At 64.9% G+C, this 17,403-nt stretch carries 19 protein-coding genes; 13 read left to right on the top strand and 6 right to left on the bottom strand.

The window, feature by feature from the left end:
• Nucleotides 1–89: 89 nt before the first annotated feature.
• The 3 genes from JHD80_RS29090 to JHD80_RS07935 all read right to left on the bottom strand — a co-directional run bounded on the left by JHD80_RS29090 (nt 90) and on the right by JHD80_RS07935 (nt 4,188).
• Nucleotides 90–221 (bottom strand): hypothetical protein, encoded by a 132-nt coding sequence (locus JHD80_RS29090; RefSeq protein WP_282568369.1) that lies wholly within the window; start codon nt 219–221, stop codon nt 90–92.
• A gap of 19 nt (nt 222–240) precedes the next feature.
• Entirely contained in the window at nt 241–957 is a 717-nt protein-coding gene (locus JHD80_RS07940) for an SDR family NAD(P)-dependent oxidoreductase (protein ID WP_199085838.1), read from the bottom strand.
• Nucleotides 958–1,062: 105 nt separating this feature from the next.
• Nucleotides 1,063–4,188 carry a type II toxin-antitoxin system ParD family antitoxin gene (locus tag JHD80_RS07935; RefSeq protein ID WP_199085837.1) on the bottom strand — a complete coding sequence of 1,042 codons (3,126 nt, stop codon included), beginning with the start codon at nt 4,186–4,188 and terminating at the stop codon, nt 1,063–1,065.
• Between the two features lie 546 nt (nt 4,189–4,734).
• Here JHD80_RS07935 and JHD80_RS07930 point away from each other — a divergent pair.
• From JHD80_RS07930 to JHD80_RS07905, 6 genes are all read left to right on the top strand, one after another.
• Nucleotides 4,735–5,235 carry a gamma-glutamylcyclotransferase family protein gene (locus JHD80_RS07930; RefSeq protein WP_199085836.1) on the top strand — a complete coding sequence of 167 codons (501 nt, stop codon included), beginning with the start codon at nt 4,735–4,737 and terminating at the stop codon, nt 5,233–5,235.
• A 61-nt stretch (nt 5,236–5,296) separates the two neighbouring features.
• Nucleotides 5,297–6,139, top strand: coding sequence for an ABC transporter substrate-binding protein (locus JHD80_RS07925; RefSeq protein WP_248311438.1), 843 nt, complete (start codon nt 5,297–5,299; stop codon nt 6,137–6,139).
• A 9-nt stretch (nt 6,140–6,148) separates the two neighbouring features.
• On the top strand, nt 6,149–7,009 hold the full coding sequence (locus tag JHD80_RS07920; protein ID WP_199085834.1) for an amino acid ABC transporter permease: 861 nt from the start codon (nt 6,149–6,151) through the stop codon (nt 7,007–7,009).
• The gene (locus JHD80_RS07915; protein ID WP_199085833.1) at nt 7,006–7,830 is read left to right on the top strand and encodes an amino acid ABC transporter ATP-binding protein; all 825 of its coding nucleotides are present in this window, start codon (nt 7,006–7,008) and stop codon (nt 7,828–7,830) included. The genes JHD80_RS07920 and JHD80_RS07915 overlap by 4 nt, the downstream gene beginning before the upstream one ends.
• Nucleotides 7,827–8,465, top strand: coding sequence for a GntR family transcriptional regulator (locus tag JHD80_RS07910; RefSeq protein ID WP_199085832.1), 639 nt, complete (start codon nt 7,827–7,829; stop codon nt 8,463–8,465). Before JHD80_RS07915 ends, JHD80_RS07910 begins: the two co-directional genes overlap by 4 nt.
• Nucleotides 8,466–8,511: 46 nt before the next feature.
• Nucleotides 8,512–8,949 carry a VOC family protein gene (locus JHD80_RS07905; protein WP_199085831.1) on the top strand — a complete coding sequence of 146 codons (438 nt, stop codon included), beginning with the start codon at nt 8,512–8,514 and terminating at the stop codon, nt 8,947–8,949.
• Nucleotides 8,950–9,011: 62 nt separating this feature from the next.
• Here JHD80_RS07905 and JHD80_RS07900 read toward each other — a convergent pair whose 3' ends face one another.
• The 3 genes from JHD80_RS07900 to JHD80_RS07890 form a co-directional block, all read right to left on the bottom strand.
• Entirely contained in the window at nt 9,012–9,278 is a 267-nt protein-coding gene (locus JHD80_RS07900) for a hypothetical protein (protein ID WP_199085830.1), read from the bottom strand.
• 121 nt (nt 9,279–9,399) lie between these two features.
• Complete coding sequence (locus tag JHD80_RS07895; RefSeq protein ID WP_199085829.1) at nt 9,400–10,302, bottom strand: dihydrodipicolinate synthase family protein; 903 nt, start codon at nt 10,300–10,302, stop codon at nt 9,400–9,402.
• Complete coding sequence (locus JHD80_RS07890; RefSeq protein WP_199085828.1) at nt 10,299–11,159, bottom strand: IclR family transcriptional regulator; 861 nt, start codon at nt 11,157–11,159, stop codon at nt 10,299–10,301. Before JHD80_RS07890 ends, JHD80_RS07895 begins: the two co-directional genes overlap by 4 nt.
• A 258-nt stretch (nt 11,160–11,417) precedes the next feature.
• On the opposite strand from JHD80_RS07890, the gene JHD80_RS07885 reads away from it, so the two are divergent.
• From JHD80_RS07885 to JHD80_RS07855, 7 genes are all read left to right on the top strand, one after another.
• Nucleotides 11,418–12,356: a PfkB family carbohydrate kinase gene (locus JHD80_RS07885; RefSeq protein ID WP_199085827.1), complete on the top strand. Its 939-nt coding sequence runs from the start codon at nt 11,418–11,420 to the stop codon at nt 12,354–12,356.
• The gene (locus tag JHD80_RS07880) at nt 12,353–13,408 is read left to right on the top strand and encodes a tagatose 1,6-diphosphate aldolase (RefSeq protein ID WP_199085826.1); all 1,056 of its coding nucleotides are present in this window, start codon (nt 12,353–12,355) and stop codon (nt 13,406–13,408) included. The genes JHD80_RS07885 and JHD80_RS07880 overlap by 4 nt, the downstream gene beginning before the upstream one ends.
• 20 nt (nt 13,409–13,428) lie before the next feature.
• Complete coding sequence (locus JHD80_RS07875) at nt 13,429–14,193, top strand: SDR family NAD(P)-dependent oxidoreductase (protein WP_199085825.1); 765 nt, start codon at nt 13,429–13,431, stop codon at nt 14,191–14,193.
• 47 nt (nt 14,194–14,240) lie between these two features.
• Entirely contained in the window at nt 14,241–14,924 is a 684-nt protein-coding gene (locus tag JHD80_RS07870) for an amino acid ABC transporter permease (protein ID WP_199085824.1), read from the top strand.
• On the top strand, nt 14,921–15,583 hold the full coding sequence (locus tag JHD80_RS07865; RefSeq protein ID WP_199085823.1) for an amino acid ABC transporter permease: 663 nt from the start codon (nt 14,921–14,923) through the stop codon (nt 15,581–15,583). The genes JHD80_RS07870 and JHD80_RS07865 overlap by 4 nt, the downstream gene beginning before the upstream one ends.
• Nucleotides 15,567–16,295, top strand: coding sequence for an amino acid ABC transporter ATP-binding protein (locus tag JHD80_RS07860; RefSeq protein ID WP_199085822.1), 729 nt, complete (start codon nt 15,567–15,569; stop codon nt 16,293–16,295). Before JHD80_RS07865 ends, JHD80_RS07860 begins: the two co-directional genes overlap by 17 nt.
• Nucleotides 16,296–16,366: 71 nt before the next feature.
• The gene (locus JHD80_RS07855) at nt 16,367–17,188 is read left to right on the top strand and encodes a transporter substrate-binding domain-containing protein (protein ID WP_199085821.1); all 822 of its coding nucleotides are present in this window, start codon (nt 16,367–16,369) and stop codon (nt 17,186–17,188) included.
• Nucleotides 17,189–17,403: the final 215 nt, after the last annotated feature.

The following is a 17,403-nucleotide window of genomic DNA, read 5'->3' as shown; positions in this document are numbered from 1 at the left end:
AGCTGGGCAGTCAGCACCCGCCCCTCGCCATCAAGATCGGCCAAGACACTGCCCCATCGAAGGCTGATAGAGCCCGTCCTCGATCGCGATCATATGCCGTCGATCTCGCGCTGGACCGAAGCCACGGAGATCCGCCACCGGGTTGCCTCGTTGAACTCATCGGCCAATTGGCTGGTGTCCGCTTGTCGGCGTTGAGCCAATGTCTGGTTGTGGCGCAGCACGGGCAATCTCAGCAGGATTTCAGAACGGAATGCGAGACCCGTCCCAGGCGAGCAGATGTCCGGATTGTTCAGGAATGGCAGCGTCGATGACAGCAAGAAGATGGGCTGCCGCCTCGTGCGGCCGGAAGGTCCCGGGCGTGCCCGCTTCGCCGCGATAGGGCTTCGATAGTCCTGTGATGACAGTGCCGGGATGCAGGGCCAGCGCGATGGCCTCTGGCCGTGTCCGTTTCAGCTCGATCGCGAGGGTGCGGATCAGCTGATTGAGCGCGGCCTTGGAGGCCCGGTATGCGTACCATCCGCCCAGGCGATTGTCCTCGATCGATCCGACCCGCGCCGAGAGCGCGGCAAAGACCGAGCGGCCCTGCTTTGGCAGTAGCGGTGCGAAATATTTGGCGATTATGGCCGGACCGATGGCGTTGACGGCGAACAGCGTGGCGAGCACCGTCGGATCGATCGCCCTCAACGACTTTTCGGGCGTCACGCCGGCGCCATGGAGCATGCCGCTGGCGACGATCACAAAGCCGACGGGTGGGCCCGCGGCGATCACACCGGCAACCCGCTGAACGCTCTCCTCGTCGGTAATGTCGGCCACGTGTGCGGAGATATTCTCGGTGCCCCGATAGGGAATCCGGGACATCGCATGCACGGCGGAGAATTTGCCGGATGCGGCGATAGCATCCACCAGGGCCGAGCCGATGCCGCCCGTCGCCCCCACGATGACTGCGGCTTGCTCCATCACTCTCCTCGTTTCGTCAAAGCCGGAGAGCTGGAAACGGCCGCGTGAAGCGACAGCGGGATGGGACCCCGGCGACCATGTCCGGATGGCTTCGCCGGGATGGCCTCATAGTGTGTCGGTGTCGGAATTGCTGAGGGATCTCGGCTGGCTCGCGGGCGCGCTCGCGCCGAGAACCTCCAGCAGGCTGTGTTCGCCGTAAGGCTTGACGAGGATCGACGCGCGCTCGTCCTTCGCGACGGTGGACGCGTCGCCGGTCGCGAACACGACCACGACCTGCGGCCGAAGCTCCCGTGCACGAGCGGCAAGCTCGGTCCCCGATGCTCCCGGAAGATTGATGTCGGTCACCAGGATGTCGACGGGAGCCGTCTGCAGCGCGGCCATCGCCTCTTCGGCGCTTCCGGCATCGACGACGACGAAGCCTGCCTCCTCGATGATCTCGGCCGTGTTCATGCGGATCAGCGCATCGTCCTCGACCAGGAGCACGGTGCGCCGCGCATTGGCGGCGGCCGGCGGCGCCGGCACGGCGGCGATCTCCGGCTCCCTGCGTTGCGCCGCGTTGGCGTTCCGTTGCTGCTGGTTTGTCAGGACGTGCCTGAACTTTCGCGCCAGCGCTTCCCGCGTGTAGGGCTTCGAGAGCAGCTCGACGCCCGCATCCAGCTTGCCGCCATGGACGATGGAGTTCTCGGTATAGCCCGAGGTGAACAGCACCGCGATGTTCGGAAGGCGCTCGCGCGCCTTGCGGGCCAGCTCCGGGCTCTTCAACGGGCCGGGCATCACGACATCCGTGAAGAGCATGTCGATCGGAACGCCGCTCTCGATCACGTTCAGCGCGCTTGCGGCATCGACGGCCTTGAGCACGCGGTAGCCGAGATCGGCCAGCAGCTCGACGACCGTCGCGCGAACCGCCTCGTCGTCCTCGACCACCAGCACGGTCTCGGTCCCGCCCGCGACGGGGCCGGTATCGACCGCGACCTCGACATCCTCGCTCTCCAGCGCGCGGGGCAGATAGAGCTTGATCGTGGTGCCGTGCCCGACCTCGGAATAGATCTTCACATGGCCGCCCGACTGCTTGACGAAGCCATAGACCATCGAGAGGCCCAAACCCGAGCCCTTGCCCTCGCCCTTTGTCGAGAAGAACGGCTCGAACACCTTGTCGATGATGTCGGGCGCCATGCCGCTGCCCGTGTCGGTGACGGCGAGCATGACATATTGCCCTGCCGTGACCTCGTCATGGGCGCGGACATAGGCATCGTCCAGCATGGTGTTGGAGAGTTCGATGGTGAGCTTGCCCTGGCCCTCCATCGCGTCACGGGCATTGATCGCGAGATTGAGCAAGGCGTTCTCGATCTGGGCGGGGTCGATGAACGTGTTCCACAAGCCGCCGCCGACCACCGTCTCGATCTCGATCGCCTCGCCGAGCGCGCGGCGCAGCATATCGTCCATGCCGCGAACGAAGCGGCTGACATTGACGACCTTGGGTTCGAGCGCCTGGCGGCGGCCGAAGGCGAGAAGCTGCGAGGCGAGCTTCGACCCGCGGGAGACGCCAGCCATCGCGTTGGTGACGCGTCGCTCGGCGCGCTCGTTGCCGGCGATGTCCTTGGCCAGAAGCTGCAGATTGCCCGCCACGACCTGAAGCAGATTGTTGAAGTCGTGCGCGACGCCGCCCGTCAGCTTGCCCACCGTCTCCATCTTCTGAGCTTGCGCGAGCTTGGCTTCGGCCAGGCGCCGCTCGTCGATTTCGGCGATGACGCGAGCCTCGAGTGTATCGTTGAGCTGCCGCAGTTGCGCCTCGGCCCGCTCGCGATGCCGGACCTGCCGGGCAAGGTCCTCGGCCTGTGCGCGAAGGGCGGCTTCGGCGGCGCGCTGATGCGTGATGTCGGTGTGCACGCCGACCCATTCGACGATCTCCCCGTCCGGGTCGAGCACCGGCAAGGCCCGGATCGCGAAGGTGCGCCAGCTGCCGTTGCAATGGCGCACGCGATGCTCGTGGACGAACATGCTCTTTGACGCGACCGCCGCGTTCCAGGTCTCGACCGATGCGGATTTATCATCGGGGTGGACGGCATCGGCCCAGCCGAAACCCTGGTACTCGTCGTGGGTTTGCCCGGTCAGGGCGGCCCAGCCCGGCTGCTCGCCTTCCATCCGGCCGTCGGGGCTGTTGGTCCACAACACCCCATGCACGGCGTCCATCGCAGTGCGAAACCGGCTGTTGCTGCGGGCCAGCGCAGTCTCGCGCATAGCGCGCTCCTGCACATCGATGCCCAGGATATAGACACCGGGAATCGACCCGTCCGGCTCCGTGCGCGGCACATAGCGAACCTCGAGTCGGCGCGCGATGCCGTCGCGATGCGGCATGGTCGTTTCGGCGGTGAAGCGCTCGCCGGCGAGGCCTCGGTCGATATCGGCGCGGCGGTCCTGATAGGCCGCATCGCCGATGACATCCCTGACGGGGCGGCCGATCATGCTTGCGGGAGCAACGCCGAACCAGGTCTCATAGGCGATATTGGCGAAGCGGTAGACATGCTCCCGGTCGACATAGGAGACCAGCATCGGCAGGGCGTCGGTGACCCTGAGCAGTTCGGTCTCGCTGACGGCGACGCGACGTTCCGCTTCGACCCGCGCGCTGTTGTCGACGATCGTGCACATGACGCCGCCGACATGGCCGCCCGCCTCGTAGACCGGGGTGTAGAACAGATCGAGATAAAGCGTCGTCGGCCCGTCGGGCCGCTCAAATGCGATGGGCTGGTCGCGATAGGAGATGGTCTCGCCACGCAGACCGGCTTCGAGAATCGGTCGATTCCAATCCCAGACATCCGGAAAGGCGGTCGCGACCGGGCTGCCCAAGGCAGCCGGATGCCGCTCGCCGGCGATGGCCCTGTAGGCATCGTTGTAGAGCATGATGTGGTCGGGTCCCCACATCAGCACCTTGGCCACAGGGGAGTTCACGATATTGGCGATCGTCGCGCGCATTTCGACGGGCCAGGTGTCGACTGCGCCGAGGCTGGTCGTCGCCCAGTCCCGATTGCGGATCAATGCGCCGCATTCTCCGCCGGCCACCGGCCATGCCGAGCGCTCCTGTGCCGTCCAGGTGCGCGGCTGATCGCGCAGGGCCCTCAAGGCCGCGCGAACGACTTCGCTCGCATTGGCATAGTCTCCAGAACCGAGCCGTTCGGATATGAAGGCCTCGAGCTCGGGCGTCAGGGAAACGTTGCGCGATTGACGTGTCATCATGGGCGCTGCATCTGCCCACGGGCAGCCTGTGTCAATAGATGCTTACGGACCAATTTTGTGGGAGACGGCGATCCATGCCGCATTTATCGGCGCGCCGAAGCTGCGGGGCCGCGAAGCCTATCCCACATATCCGAGTAGCGCCCGGTTTGGGGCCGAACGCCTGCCCATCAAAACCTCGCTCCTTCGCAGATTGTATCTCAGTCTTTTCCGGTAAGTGCCTCGTATTCTTGGTGGGTCCGCACCGAGCGCCTTGAAGGCTGCTTGCCCGATCGATCGCAGGTCGGGAGTGCCCGCGGCGCCATGCGATCGGGTTCTCCCGGCGGGAGATCGCCGCGAGCATCGGGATCGCTCCCAATCCGGTCGCGATCACACATAAGTCCCTGACGATTCAGTCGGCGTGCGGGCGCCCGCGCAACGCATCTCATCGCATTTCAGCGAAGTGCAACGTCTCCGCGCTCGGCAGTTGACGGCGCATTTTTCTTAATATACGAAAAAATATATGAAGAGGCCGAGAGCGGCCGCTTCCGCCGCTTATGGAGGTTGTCGATGTACTATTTCGCCTATTGCACCTGGCTCGATCCGGTGGAGATGAAGCGGTACGAACCCGATGCGAAGGTCGTCGCCAAGGGTTATGCCGCCAATCATGCCATCCGCTTCCATGCGGCGGCCGACCGGGCCGATCGCGGCTGGTGCCATTTCCTCAACACGGCAGAAGCCGCCGGCAACAAGTGCCTCGGCGTGGTCTTCGAGCTCTCGCCCGAGCGCTTCACCGAGGATTACGACGATTTCGAACGCTGCTGCGTCACCGTCTACGGCGACGATGGGAAGATGTACGATTGCTGGACCTATCGCCTGATCCGTCCGGGCGTCGCGATGCGCCCGCCGAACTTCTACTGGCACCATATCCCCACCGGCATGAAGCATTTCGGCTTCCCGCAGGACTATATCGACAAGGTTCTGGCGACCTACGAGGCCGCGGCGCCCTGCCCGCGCGCCGACCGGCCGAATCCGTCTGCCATTCCCGGCAAAGGCGCCGATTCACGCTGAAGATTCGCTATCGAGCATTCATAACAAGGAGGGGGCCATGAAGGCAGTTGCAGGAATTTCGATGCTTGTTCTTTCCGTCGCCCTCTCCTTGGGCAGTGGGAATGCCTCCGCGCAGACGGCGGAGGCGCTCGTGCCGGCGGCGGTCAAAGCCAAGGGCGTTCTGACCGTCGGATCGCAGCAAACCTTTCCGCCGGTCGAATTCCGCGAGCCCGGCAAGCAGATGGTGACCGGCGCCTCGGCCGATCTGCTTGAAGAGGTCGCCAAGCGGCTGAAGCTCAAGCTCGAATATGTCCAGGCCGAGTATTCCGCGCTCATCCCCGGGATCGAGGCCAATCGCTTCGCCGTCGCCTCCGGCGGCATCTCCGATACGGAAGAGCGCGAGAAAACGCTCGATTTCGTCAATTACATGCGCTCGGGTGGCGCGATGCTGGCGCTCGCGGCCACGGCCTCGCAATACAAGACGATCGACGATTTCTGCGGCAAGTCCGTCGCGACGCTGCTCGGCTCGCGCGTGATCATGGAGAAGGTCGAGGCGGCATCCGCAGCCTGCACCGCCGCGGGCAAGCCGGCGATCCGGGCCGAACAATTGCCGTCCGCCCCGGACGCGCGCATGCAGCTCGATCTCAAGCGTGTCGATGCCTATCTCGGCGACCTGCCGGCGCTGGCCTATCTCGGCAGCCAGTTTCCGGGCAAGTACGGCATCGTGGGCGGCAACTACATCATGACGCCCTACATCACCTCCTGGGGATTCAGCAAAAAGGAGGCGGGCCTGCGGGATGCCGTCAAGGTGGCGCTCGACGAGATGCTGGCCGATGGCAGCTATCGGAAGATCATGACGAAGTGGGGCCTCGAAGGCGGCCTGCTCGACAAGATCACCATCAACCTGCCCGCCAGCAAGCGCTGAGGAGCGACGATGAGCGTTGCCGGGCCAGCAGCTCCAGTCCTCGCCGCTGCGGCGCTGCCGATCGTGGCTCAGCGTCGCTGGGGCGGCTGGGTGGTCGGGGGGATCGTGGTGGCGTTCGTCGCCGCGATCGTCTGGGGCGGCATCCGCTCGCGCATTCTCGATCTCACGATCATCGGCGAGTATCTGTTCCATCCGGCGATCGTGGCCGGGGCGTTGAACGCGCTGATCCTCGGTACGCTGGCGCTTGGAATCTCCAGCGTCATCGGGCTGATCTCGGCGTTGATGCGCCTGTCCGGCAATCCCATTCTGTCCGGCCTCTCCGCGGTCTATGTCTACCTCTTCCGCGGCACGCCGATGCTGATCCAGCTCGTCTTCTGGTTCAACGCCGTGCCGACGATGTTCCCGACGATCACGATCTCCCTGCCGTTTCTGCCGGGGCCGTTGTTCGAAACGCCGACCACGGTCGTGGTGACGCCGTTCCTCGCCGCACTGGCGGGCCTGTCCCTCGCCGAAGGCGCTTACATGAGCGAGATCATGCGCGCGGGTATCATGGCGATCGACAACGGCCAGCGATCGGCCGCGACCGCGCTCGGCATGACTCAGAGGCAGGTCTTCACTCATGTCGTCGCGCCGCAAGCGGGGCGCATCATCGTACCGGCCTGCGGCAACCAATACATCATGCTGCTGAAATCGACCTCGCTCGCCTCGACGATCGGCTATCCCGAGATGCTGCGCGTCGTGACCGACATCTACTCCTCGAATTTCCGCGTCGTCGAGCTGCTGACGGTCGCCGCGATCTGGTATCTCGCGCTCACCGCGCTGGCGACGGTCATCCAGACCGGGCTCGAGAAGAGGTTTCCGCCGAGATGACCGACAACCTTCCCGCTGTCTCGCTTCATGGCGTCGGCAAGTCCTGGGGGCCGGTGGTCGCGTTCGAGAACGTGAGCTTCGACGTGCCGCGCGGCCAGGTTGTCGCGTTGCTTGGTCCCTCCGGCGCCGGAAAATCGACCCTTCTGCGCTGCATCAACCGCCTCGAAGGCATCTCGGCGGGCCGCGTCTATGCCTACGGCGAATTGATCGGTTATCGCGAGACCGAGACCGCCCTGCATGAACTGGCCGATGCGCAGGTCTCATTGCAGCGCCGGCAGATCGGCATGGTCTTCCAGCATTTCAATCTGTTCCGGCACATGACGGCGCTCGAAAATGTCATGAGCGGTCCCCGGATCGTCCTCGGCCTGCCCAAGGCAGAGGCCCGGATCCGGGCGGAAGCCTTGCTCGCGAAGGTCGGCCTGACCGCGCGCAAGGATGCCTACCCCGCCCAGCTCTCGGGTGGCCAACAGCAGCGCGTCGCGATCGCCCGGGCGCTCGCGATGGAACCGCGCGTCCTGCTGCTCGACGAGCCGACCTCCGCGTTGGATCCAGAGCTCGTACAGGAGGTGGTCGCCACGATCCGCGCGCTGGCGGAGGACGGCCAGACGATGATGATCGCCACCCATGACATGGCGATCGCCCGCGACGTCGCCGACCGGGTGATCTTCATGGAAGGTGGTGCCGTCGTCGAGGACAGCGCGCCTGCAGCGTTCTTCACCAGTCCGCGCAGCGACCGGGCGCGTCAGTTCCTGGCCCGGCTTCTGAAAGATGGACAGGCCGCGCCACCCCAGTCGCCCGCGCAGCAGGATGCACGATCATGAGGCCGACCGAGACCGCCATTTCGACCGATGTGCGCACAAGGCTGCGCAGCATGATCCTGGGCGGTGAACTCTCTCCCGGGGAACGCATCGTCGAGGACGAGCTGTGCGAACGGCTCGGCGCCGGGCGAACCCCGGTGCGGGAGGCCCTGCTGCTGATGCAGGGCGAAGGCTATCTCACGCGCAAGCGCGGCTGGGTCGTGGAGCAGGTCGTCCGCTCGCAGATCGGCGCGATCTTCGAAAGCCGGGCCGCCGTCGAGGGCGCGACCGCGCGCCTGGCCGCCCGCCGCATCACCAAGGCCGAGCTTGCCAGACTGGCGGCGTTGATAGAGCAGATGCAGCCCGCCGACAGCCTGACCCGGCACGAGCTCAACCGCCTCAATGGCATCTTCCATCAGAGCATCGTCGACACCGCGGCCAACCCGCTGCTCGCCCAGTTCCACGAGCGCACGCAGTTCCAGTACTGGATGCTGCGGGTACCGGTGCTGTTCGCCGAGCATGAGATGCGACAGTCGAACGAGCAGCACCAGCTCATCCTCGCGGCGCTGACGGCGCGCGACGAGGACGGCGCCGAGCGGGCGGCCCGGCAGCATGTCGAGGCGACACGCGCCATCGTCGAGCCCGCCCTCCATCTCTGAACACCCGTCCCATTCCCTTCGAGTCCGCAGGTCTCAGCAGGTCGCCATGTCAGCTCTGTTCCGCAAACTCCATCATATCTGCGTCGTGGTGCATGATCTCGAACGCGCCGAGGCCTATTACAGCCGTCTCGGCTTCGGCCCTTTCTACGACTATCCAAAGAAGGGCCCTTATGCCGAGTTCGAGGTGCCTAACCCTGCGGCGTCAGCCGCGATGAAGTATCGCTGCGCCGATCTCGACAACGTGCAGCTCCAGCTCTGCATGCCCGGCGAGCTCGATAGTCCGCAGCGTCGATTCCTCCTCGAGCATGGGGAGAGCATCTATCATCTCGGTTTCGAGGTGCCCGACATCGATGCAGGCGTCCAGGCCGGCCTCGACGCGGGCCTCGGCATCATTGCGCGCGGCAAGCGCGTTGACGGCGGCGGCTTCTGCTATTTCGACACGCGGGTTCATGCCGGTACCGTCCTCGAGATCCGCACCACCTGAGCAATGAGACCTCTCTGGAGCGAGCGGACCGGGCCCCGTTCCCGCGTCATATGGCAAGCCGCTCACCCCGTCGTCACGCGCGCCTTGATGCGCCAGCACCCAGCTCCGCTGCCGGGTTCGAGACGCCAGGTCTTGATCTCGATCCGCGTGCCGCGCGCCGTACGGTAACTGGGCACCGTCAGGAGGGTCACTCCGTCGGTAGTATCAAGTTCCCCCAGCACGATGGTGCCGTCGCTGAATTCGACGAGTGCGGACGGATTTTGGCCGCGTTCCTCGATCCGGACCCGGCATCCCGGGTAGCAATGCGTCGCCGCGACGATAACCTTCATGAAATCGTCCTGCCCTGCCGCCGCGCGTTGGAGACCGAGCGGACGATCGCCAGGCCGGGCGACTGGCCGCCATTCGTGCGGCAGCAGTTGCGGCTTTCACGCACTGAATGTCGACCTTGGTTCACAAGCTTTGCCTGTTGCAGGCCTCCAATCGCTTGAGCGCCTCGCCGATCCCCATCTCGCAGTCGACCGAGGCGGCGGACATCGGCGAGCGCGGCAGCCCAGAGCTCACGCCCTGCAACGTCTGGGCAGCTTTCACGCGCGCCGGTAGATTCGGAGCAGCGAGAGAGCGCCAGAGATTGCACAGCTCACGATTGAGCTCCTTGGCCTGCTCACGGCGATGGTCACGCAAGGTTTTCCAGAGGGATACGTTTGGGCCGGGAGCCGCGCTTGCGATCGCGGCAATCGATCCCGCAGCGCCGAGATCGTAGCAACTCATCAGAGAGCCATCGATCGCGCCGAAGACACGCTCTCCTCCGACGGCGAGGGTGAGATCGGCGAAGGCGCCGAGGTCCTTGTCGCTCTGCTTGACGGCACGGACCTGCGGAACGTCGTCCATGATCCGCACGGCGAGCTCCGGCCGGACATTGGCCCAGGAAATGACATTGTAGATGACGATCGGGAAGTCCGCAGCGCCGGCGACCCGACGGTAGAACTCGACCAGCCCGTCGTCATCGGGAGCGAAGATATAATGCGGTGGCGCGACCTGGAGCCCGGTCAACGGCAGTTCGGAGAGTTGGCGCGCGCGCGCCACGGCGGCCCGACTGCTATCGGCCATGATGCTGGTCATGACCGGCACCCGACCGGCGACCACCTCCAAGGCACGCTGCGATAGCGCGAAGACCTCTTCCTCGTCGAGGGTGAACCCCTCGCCGGTGCTGCCGCCGACGACCACGCCATCGACGCCTTCGGCCAGCATCCATTCGATCTGTCGGGAAAAAGCCCCGTAATCGATGGTCTCATCGGCGGCGAACGGCGTCGTCAGGGGAACGATGACCCCTCCCAGCTCCATCGGGCCCGTCACTTCGCCTTCCTCGCCTTGTCCGTTGCCTGTCCGGGCGGCTCGTAGCCGAGCTGCCGCGAGAGTTGATTGGCCGTCGCCATCACGAGCTCGGCGAGCGCGGGGACGCGTTCGCGCGTGACGCGGTCCATCGGTCCGGTCACGCTGACGGCCGCGAAAACGCGGCCCGACGTATTCCGGATCGGCGCCGCGACGCAGCGCACGGTGGCCTGATGCTCCCCTTCGTCGATCGAGTACCCGCGCTTGCGCGTCTCGGCGAGGTCGGCACGCAGCGCGTCGGGGTCGGTGATCGTCGTGGAGGTGTAGGGGAGCAGGCCCTGTCCGATCACCCGCTCGATCGTCGCCGGCTCCTGGAAGGCCAGCGCGGCCTTGCCCACTCCGGTGCAGTACGAGGGCGAAAGCGAAAGGGTCGTCGTCCAGTTGACGCTGTTCCCCCCAGGCTCGCGGTGTTCGATGATCACCATGTTGGTGCCGTCGAAGATGCACAGATGGGCCGACTCGCCGCTGATGTCCCCAAGGCGCTCCACCAGATCGCGGGCTTCGCGATGAAGGTCGAGATTGGCCAATACAATGCTGCCCAGCTCGAACAGGCGAATGCCCATCCGGTAGCGATCCCGCCCCTTGTCTTGCTCCAGCAGCTTGGCCTCGCGCAGGCTGGTGACGAGCCGGTGCACCGTCGTTTTCGGCATTTTGCAGCGCTCGGAGATCTCGGCGAGACTCAGCGAACGGTCATATCGCGAGAAGCAATCGAGCACCGCCATCAACTTCTGCATCGATTTGAGCGAGCCGCGCTGATCCGGACTTTCGGCCGACTCTGTGCCGCCGGGAATCCGTTCTTTGTCTGCGACTTTTCCCGCCATACGGTGCTGTCCCCCACTCAATCCGTCTCTCGGTGCTGCCCGTGATGCGGCGGCACCATATCCATTCGCTCGTCATATGAAAATTGGAATTGACATCCGCATTCCGGAATAGCTAGATCGCATCAAATTCCGGAATACGGAATGATGATCCGAATTTGGAAACGACCTGAGCGGTGGAATGATGAGCGAGCTCGCTTCGGCGGCGTGCGTCGGCGCGCCTCGACGCTTCGGAGATAATCGTCTCCAGGGGCGCCCTGCATGACCGCGGTTCTTTGCGTCGGCGTCGCCGTCTACGACGAGATATTCGCGCTGCCGGCTTTCCCGACCCGGCCCACGAAGATATTCGCCTCCGATTTTGCTTCGGCGGCCGGGGGACCGGCAACCAACGCAGCGATTACGATTGCGCGCCAGGGTGGCGATGCCGCTCTTTGGGCGCGCATCGGCAACGACATGCAGGGAGACCGCATCGTCGCCGATCTCCAGCGCAGCAAGGTCGATGTGTCGCGGGTCCGGCGGGTCGAGGAGGCACGGTCGGGCATTTCTGCAGTCGGCGTCACGGGCGACGGAGAGCGCATGCTCCTCGTTTTTGCCGATCCAAATCTGGACACGGATGCCTCCTGGCTTCCGCTCGACGATATCGCCGCGTTCGACGCCGTCCTGGCGGATGTGCGTTGGCCGGTGGCTTCTCGTGCGGTGCTCGCCCGGGCCCGTGCCCTTGGCAAACCGACGGTGCTCGACGCGGACCTGACCTCGGACCCGGCCGCGCTTGGTGCGCTCGTTCCGATGGCGTCGCACGTCGTCTTCTCCGAGCCTGCGCTGGTGCAGTTTGCCGGCGAAGCGGGAAGTGTCGAGGAGCGGTTGCGGCGCGTCCACGATGGCGGAGCCCATGAGCTCGTCGGTGTGACGATGGGCGACCAGGGCGCTTTCTGGGTCGATGGCTCCGGCTTTCACCACGAGCCGGCCGTTTCGATCCGCGCGGTCGATACCCTCGCCGCCGGCGACGTCTTCCACGGGGCCTTCGCGCTTGCCGTAGCGCGTGGCCTGCCGGCGCGGGACGCCATGCGCTTCGCCAATGTCGTCGCCGCCGTGAAATGCACGCGCTGGGGCGGCGGTTCCACCATCCCGACGGCCGAAGAAGTCGATGCGTTTCTCGCGCGGCCGCCTGCCGCGCTCTCACCCACCAAGGATTTCGTATGACCAGCTCTCTCTCGGCGGGCAAATTCCGCGCACTCCGCCGCCTTTCCGATGCGCAAGGCCGCTTCAAGATGATGGCGGCCGATCAGCGGCCGCCAATCATCAAGGCGATCGACCAGAAGCTCGGCGCCGGCTCCGCGACCTATGACCGCGTCGGCGCTGTCAAGCGGGCGCTCGTCCAAGCGCTGGCGCCGCAGAGCACGGCCGTGCTGATCGATCCGGATTACGGCTACAGCCTCGCCTTCGATGCCCTGCCGGCCCATCCCGGCCTGCTGCTGACCCTGGAGAACTTCGCCTTCGAGGAAAGCGCCGGCGGCCGCAAGACCTACGCGATGAAGGATTGGGGCGTCGACAAGATCAAGCGCGCGGGCGCCGAAGGCGTGAAGCTGCTGCTCTGGTACCGGCCGGACTGCTCGGCCGACGTCCGCGAGCACCAGCACCGGCTGGTGCGCGAGGTCGGTGCCGCCTGCAAGGCCTACGACCTCGCCTTCCTGCTCGAGCTTCTCGTCTTCCCCTTCGCCGGTGCCAGCGACCACACCACCGATTACATCGAGCACAAGGACAAGCGCCCCGAACTCGTGCTGCAGAGCGTGCGTGACTTCGCCTCGCCTGAGTATGGCGTGGATATCTACAAGCTCGAAAGCCCGCTGGCTGCGAACCATTTGCCTGATCCCTCGGGGACGGGTCCCGAGGTCGCCGAGGCGCAGGCCTGGTTCGACGAGATGGGCAAGCTGATCGACAAGCCCTGGGTGATGCTCTCCGCCGGCGCCGGCATGGAAGAGTTCCGGCGCGTCCTGCACTATGCCTTCAAGGCCGGTGCCAGCGGCTTCCTCGCCGGCCGCGCCATCTGGTGGAAGGCCTTCCAGGAGCATTATCCGGACGTCGCTGCCATGGAAGCGGCGCTGGCCTCGGAGGGTGCGGGCTATCTCGCGGAGATCAACCGCATGACCGATGCGATGGCGCGGCCGTGGACGGCGTCTCCCGTGTTTGCCGCGGGCCCGGCCCTGGACGACGCCGGCCAGACATTCCCCAGCCGCTACCCCGCCTTCGCCTGATGCGCGGGAAGGAGACAAGCATGATCGAAGACCTGAAGGGCAAGCGCATCCTGGTGACGGGATCGAGCACCGGCATCGGCGCCGCCGTCGCGAAGGCCTATGCGGCCAACGGCGCTGTCGTGGCCGTGCACTACAATGCGAGCAAGGAACCTGCCGAGGCTCTTGTGGCCGAGATCGCCCACGCCGGGGGCAAGGCGATCCTGGTCGGCGGCGATGTCTCGAAATCGCAGGACGCGATCCGGATCGTCGACGAAGCGGCGGCCGGGCTCGGCGGGCTCGACGTCCTCGTCAACAATGCCGGTGCCCTGGTGAAGCGCGCGCCGCTCGACGAGCTGGACGACGAGATCTATGACCGCGTGCTAGATCTCAATGTCCGCTCGGTGGTGTTCGCCTCGCAGGCGGCGGCGCGCCATATGCGCAAGGCCGGCAAGGGCAGCATCATCAACACGAGTTCCGTCGCGGCCCGTAATGGCGGCGGCCCTGGCGCGTTGCTCTACGCAAGCGCCAAGGCCTTCGTTCTCAACGCGACGCGCAATCTCGCCAAGGAGCTGGCCGGGGCGCATATCCGCGTCAATGGCGTCTCGCCCGGTGTGATCGCGACCCCGTTCCACGAGCGCTACTCCACGCCCGAGATTCTCGAAGGGATGCGCAAGACCATTCCGATGGGCGTGATCGGAACGCCCGAGGATTGCACGGGCGCCTACCTGTTCTTCGCCTCGGACACGCTCAGCGGCTACGTCACCGGCCAGGTTCTCGAAGTGAACGGTGGGCAATTCATGGCCTGACGACGTCTCTGCGGGAGGAAACACCAAGACAGAGGGCAAAGCCCCGAATGGACTATAGCTTCGATTTCTCCTTTCTGTGGGACTATTGGCCGATGCTGGCGGATGGGCTCTGGCTCACCATCCAGCTGTCGCTGATGGCGACGGTAGCGGGCTTTCTGCTCGGCATCGCCTGCGCGGTCGCCAGCACCAGCCGCTCGCGCATCCTGCGCGGGCTCGTCGGCTTGTATGTCGAACTGATCCGCAACACGCCGCTGCTCGTCCAGCTCTTCGTCGTTTATTTCGGCCTTGCGTCGCTGGGCCTGAAATTCTCTGCGACGACATCCGCCGTGATCGGCCTCACCATCAATATCGGCGCCTATTCCAGCGAGATCATCCGCGCTGGCATCGAGTCGATTCACAAGGGCCAGATCGAGGCCGGAGATTGCCTCGCGCTGTCGCGTTGGCAGGTGGTGGCGGCGATCGTGCTGCCGACCGCGATCGAGAAGGTCTATCCGGCGCTGGCCAGCCAGTATGTGCTGCTGATGCTCGGAACGAGCATCGCTTCGCAGATATCGGCGGAGGAAATGACCGCCGCCGCGAGCCGCATCCAGTCGGACACCTTCCGTCCGTTCGAGGTCTTCCTGGTGATCGCGGCGTTGTACCTGCTGCTGTCCTTCGGCATGCGGGGATTGTTCTGGGCGGTCGGCCAGTTCGCCTTCGTGCGGCGCCGTAAGCTGGGGACGACGCTATGATCCCCTCCCTCCTCGGGATTTCGCCAGCGCATTGGGCGGCCCTGCTGGCCGGGTTGAAGTGGACGGTGTTTCTGTCGGCGGTCGGCTTCCTCGCCGGCGGCCTCGTCGGCTTCGCCGTCGCTCTCTCGCGCATCTCCGACAGCTTGATCATCCGGGGGCTGGCGGCTGTCTACGTGAACCTGATCCAGGGCACGCCGCTGCTCGTCCTGATGTTCGTGCTGTATTTCGGCCTGCCCGTCTTTGGCTTCGACATGCCGCCGCTCGCGGCAGCCTGCATCGCCATGACGCTGTTCTCCGCGGCCTATCTCGGCGAAATCTGGCGCGGATGCCTGCAATCCGTCCCACGCACGCAGTGGGAGGCGGCCGATTGCCTCGCACTGGCACGATGGGAGCGCATGTTGCTGGTGATCCTGCCCCAGGCACTGCGCATCGCCGTGCCGCCGACCGTCGGGTTCATGGTGCAGATCGTCAAGAACACCTCGGTCGCTTCCGTGATCGGCATGGCCGAGATGACCTACATCGGCAAGCTCATCAACAACGCAACCTTCCAGCCCTTCCGGATCTACCTGATCATCGCCGGCCTCTATTTCCTGTTGTGCTACCCGCTTTCGTGGCTCAGCCGCCGTCTTGAGAGAAAACTCAATGTCGCCCATCGTTAGCTTTCGCGACGTTCACAAGAGCTTCGGTGCCGTGCCGGTGCTCAAGGGCCTGAGCTTCGAAGTCCAGAAGGGCGAGGTCGTCGCCCTGATCGGCCGCTCCGGCTCGGGCAAGAGTACCGCGCTGCGCTGCGTCGACCGGCTGGAGACCGTGGACAAGGGCGAAATCATCGTCTGCGGCCACCGGGTCAGCGATCCCAAGATCGAGCTGCGCAAGCTCCGGCAGGATGTCGGTATCGTCTTCCAGAGCTACAATCTCTTTCCGCATCTGACCGTCGAGCAGAACATCACGCTCGCACCGCGCTGGGTGAAGAAGGCGGACAAGGCGAGCGCCCGCGCTTTGGCGCAGGAGGTTCTCGCCCAAGTCGGGCTCTCCGAAAAGATCGATGCCTATCCCGAACAGCTCTCAGGCGGTCAACAGCAGCGCGTCGCGATTGCTCGCTCGCTGGCTATGCGCCCGCAGGTCATGCTGTTCGACGAAGTCACCTCCGCGCTCGATCCGCAACTGACGGAGGAGGTCCTGAAGGTTATCGAGGAACTCGCCCGCCAGGGCATGACCATGCTGCTGGTGACCCACGAAATGGCCTTCGCGGCGAGGATCGCGGATCGTGTCATCTTCATGCATGAAGGCCTGATCCACGAAACCGGCTCGCGCGACATTTTGCGCAATCCCAACACTCCGGAACTCAAAAGCTTTGTCGGCGTCGGCCTCTAACGGCCGCTGCCCAAGGTCGCGCGACGACGACCGCATGAGAACAAAATCCATCTCACGTGAGGAAACGACACATGAACCGCCGCTCGACTCTTACTTTCCTATCCAGCCTGATTGGCCTCGGACTTGTCGGCCTGTCGGCTATCTCGGCCTCCGCCGACACGCTCGACGAGATCATGGCCCGCAAGAAGATCCTCGTCGCCATCGATCTCGGCAATCCGCCGCACGGCATGATGGATGCAGCCTTCAAGCCGACCGGTTCGGACGTTGAAACCGCTCAACTGCTGGCGAAGGATCTCGGCGTCGAACTCGAGATCGTGCAGGTCTCGACGCCCAACCGCGTGCAGTACCTGATGGCGAAGAAGGCCGACGTGGTCATCTCCGCGCTTTCGATCACGGACGAACGCAAGAAGGTGATCGACTTCTCGACCGCCTATGCCGAACTGCAATGCGTCGTCGCGGCGCCCAAGGCGATGCAGGTCTCTTCCTATTCCGATCTCGGCGGCAAGGGCGGCATCTCGGTGACGCGCGGCACCGTCAATGACCAGGAGCTCACCCGCGGCACCGCCAATGTGAAGGACGTCACGATCACGCGCTTCGAGGACGATCCGACGTCGACGACGGCGATCACCTCCGGGCAGCTCAAGATCTATGCGACCTCGCTGCCGCTGTTGAACCAGCTGCGCAAGGACAACCCCCAGCTCGACCTCGACACCAAATTCGTCATGAAGGGCTTTCCGCTCGGCGTTGCGCTGCGCAAGAACGAACCCAAGCTCAAGGCCAAGCTGGACGAGTGGGTGACCGCCAATCTCAAGAACGGCAAGCTGGTCGACATCTACCAGCGCTATCACGGCGTGAAGCTCGTGCCGGAAGAGCTCGCGGCGAAGTCTTCCTAACCTCCCCGCGAGGAGCGGACGAAAACGACCACGGCAAGGGCGGCTTCTCCCCGCCCTTGCGAGGTGCGTGCCGCGTTTGCCGCGCGCTTAGCGCGCCCTGCAGAGAATTTGCAATCGAACCCGTGCACTGGAAGAGTGAGCCGGGTTCGCGAATGAATGCCTGCTCCCGGGTGCTCCGCCAATTCCAGCTCTTGGCGCACTGCACACGGACCAGC

The sequence above is a fragment of the Allobosea sp. ASV33 genome, assembly GCF_016428755.1.
In the GTDB taxonomy this organism is placed as follows: Bacteria; Pseudomonadota; Alphaproteobacteria; order Rhizobiales; family Beijerinckiaceae; genus Allobosea.
Note: the sequence above shows the minus strand (reverse complement) of the source record. Positions and strands in the feature narration are given on the sequence as shown.